This window comes from Actinosynnema sp. NPDC023658 (assembly GCF_040639995.1).
Taxonomy (GTDB): Bacteria; Actinomycetota; Actinomycetes; order Mycobacteriales; family Pseudonocardiaceae; genus Actinosynnema.
This window is the reverse complement of record NZ_JBFAAX010000766.1, coordinates 1-2692: the sequence shown is the minus strand read 5'-3', so window position 1 is coordinate 2692 and position 2692 is coordinate 1. Positions and strand designations below refer to the sequence as shown.

Sequence of the window (2692 nt, the reverse complement as noted above, 5' to 3'; positions counted from 1 at the left end):
CGGCGGTCAGCGCGCCCAGCTCGCGCTCACCCTCGGCATCGCGAAGCGCCCCGAGCTGCTGCTGCTCGACGAACCGGTCGCCTCGCTCGACCCGCTGGCCCGCCGCGAGTTCCTCGGGGACCTCATGGAGACCGTCGCGGAGCACGGGCTCAGCGTGGTCCTGTCCTCGCACCTGATCACCGACCTGGAACGGGTCTGCGACCACCTGGTCGTGCTGGTCGGCTCGCAGGTCCGGGTCACCGGCGACGTGGAGCACCTGCTCGCCACGCACCACAGGCTGACCGGGCCGCGCCGCGACGTCGACACCCTGCCCGCGGACCAGGAGGTCGTCTCCGCGCGCCACACCGACCGCCAGACCACCGTCCTGGTCCGCACGGAAGCGCCGATCCTCGACCCCGCGTGGGACGTCGGGGAGCCGGACCTGGAAGACCTGGTCCTGGCCTACCTGAGCAGCCCGGACGCCGGGCGTCCCGCGCTGGGGGTGGTCCGGTGACCTGGCTGGCCTGGCGGCAGCTGCGCTTCCCGGTCCTGTCGGTGCACGCCGCGCTCGTCGTCGTCGGCGTGCTCCTCGCGATCGCCCGACCCGGGTCCGGCCACGCGGACTTCCACGACCAGGACACCCTCTACACGGCGGCCCTGATCGCGGTGCCCGTGCTGCCGGCCCTGCTCGGCGCGTTCTGGGCGGTGCCGATGATCACCCGCGAGCTGGAGGCGGGCACCCACAACCTGGTCTGGAACCAGAGCGTCACCCGGAGCCGGTGGCTCGCCGTCAAGCTGGGACTGGGCGCTCCCGCCGCCATGGCCGCGGCGGGCCTGCTGAGCCTGGCCGTCGGCTGGTGGGCCGGTCTGATCGACACCGCCGCCGAGCTGGACACCGACAGCGGCTTCGAACCGCGCATCGCGCCGATGATCTCCGCCGCACGGGGGATCGCGCCGGTCGGCTACGCCGCGTTCGCGTTCGTCCTGGGCATCGCGGTCGCCATCCTGGTGCGCCGCACCGTCGTCGCCATGGCGGTCACGCTCGTCCTGTACTTCGCCGTGCAACTGCTGACGTCGTTCGTCGTCCGCCCGCACCTGGTGCCCCCGGTCGAGGAGGCGGTCGCGCTCACCGCGCGGAGCATCGCGGGCGTCCGGATGCAGAACGGCTCCGGGGGTGAGGTGATCGAGTCGCTGACCGTGCACCGACCCGCCGGTTCCTGGGTGCTGGCCGACGAGACCGTGGACGCGTCCGGCGCGGCAGTCGTCCGGCTGCCCGACGCGGTGCGCGGCTGCCTCCCGCCCCCGCCCGCGGGGGACGCGCCGCCACCGGACCTCGAAGGGATGCGCGGGTGCCTCGCCCAGCTGGCCGACCTCGGCTACCGGCAGCGCCTGACCCACCACCCGGCGGGCCACTTCTGGCCGCTCCAGTGGCTCGAACTGGCCCTGTACCTGGTGTTCTCGGCGCTGCTCTGGTGGTTGTCCTCCCACCGGCTCCGCCACCTGTCCTGACGCACGCACGAAGGGAAGACATGCGCGCCCTCACGTTCGCCGTCGCCACGGCGCTGGTGCTGACCACCTCACCGGCGGTGCCGGCCTCCGCCGACACGACACCCCGCCTGCCCGCGCCGACCGGACGGCACCCGGTGGGCACGACGTCGCTCTACCTGGAGGACACCTCGCGCCCCGACCCGTGGGTGCCGTCGGTGGCCGCCAGGGAGCTGATGGTGTCCCTGTTCTACCCGGCGGCGTCGGCGCGCGGGCCGAAGAAGCAGTACATGACGCCGGTCGAGTCGAGCGCGGTGCTCGAAGAGGCCGGCCTCACCACCGTGCCACCCGACGCGCTCGCCGCGGTGCGGACCAACGCCGTCGTGGACGCGCGGCCGTTGCCCGGCCGGAAGCACAGCCGGCCGCTCGTGGTGCTGTCGCCGGGCTTCAAGAGGCCCCGCGCCACGCTGAGCACCCTGGCGGAAGACCTGGCGAGCCACGGTTACGTGGTCGTGGTGGTGGACCACACCTACGAGAACGTCGCCACCACGTTCCCCGACGGGCGGGTCGCGCCCTGCGCCGCGTGCGGCAACCACGACCCCGAGTTCTGGTCGGCGCTCGAACGGGGCCGGGCGACGGACGTGTCCTTCGTGCTCGACCAGCTGACCGGACCGCTGCGCCACCGGCCCGGCGCGGACCTGGTCGACCCGTCGCGGATCGCCATGGGCGGTCACTCGGTGGGCGGGGCGAGCAGCCTGGCCGCGCTGCGCGCCGACCCGCGGATCCTCGCCGCGATCGACGTCGACGGCTCGATCAGCACGCCGGTCCCCGAGACGGGGATGTCGCGGCCGGTCATGCTCCTGGGTCGCCGTTCCGCCTACGCCCCCGGCACCGGCGGGTCGGCCAAGAGCTGGGAGGACGCCTGGCCCCTGCTGACCGGCTGGCGGCGCTGGCTGGTGGTGGACGGCATGGTGCACCCGTCGTTCACCGACCTCGGGGTGCTGGCCGGTCAGCTCGGCGTCGACCTCGGCGCGGCCGTCGGCGGTGAGCGCGGCGCGGCGATCACCCGTGCGCACGTCCGGGCGTTCTTCGACCTGCACCTGCGCGGCGTGCCGCAGCCGCTGCTGGACGGGCCGTCGCCGGACTCCACGTCCTCCAGCGCCACCCGGCGACGTCCGCCGTGGGTGATGTTGAGGTAGCGCAACAGCTCCTCGACCGCGTTGGTGGC

Annotated in this window: 3 protein-coding genes; all 3 read left to right on the top strand. The window is 74.1% G+C overall.

Translation table 11 applies throughout. The features are described from left to right. The coding region (locus AB0G02_RS34435; protein WP_360802848.1) for an AAA family ATPase at positions 1-493 on the top strand (493 nt) is incomplete at its 5' end. Beyond that, positions 490-1488, top strand: a complete 999-nt coding sequence (locus AB0G02_RS34430; protein WP_360802845.1) for a transporter — start codon at positions 490-492, stop codon at positions 1486-1488. The genes AB0G02_RS34435 and AB0G02_RS34430, both read left to right, overlap by 4 nt. Before the next feature lie 20 nt (positions 1489-1508). After that, positions 1509-2663, top strand: coding sequence for an alpha/beta hydrolase (locus AB0G02_RS34425; RefSeq protein WP_360802842.1), 1155 nt, complete (start codon positions 1509-1511; stop codon positions 2661-2663). Positions 2664-2692 lie beyond the last annotated feature (29 nt).

What these genes read in the sequence shown, in the direction of transcription:
- AB0G02_RS34425 (WP_360802842.1), top strand. Translation starts at nt 1,509, where the DNA reads ATGCGCGCCCTCACGTTCGCCGTCGCCACGGCGCTGGTGCTGACCACC.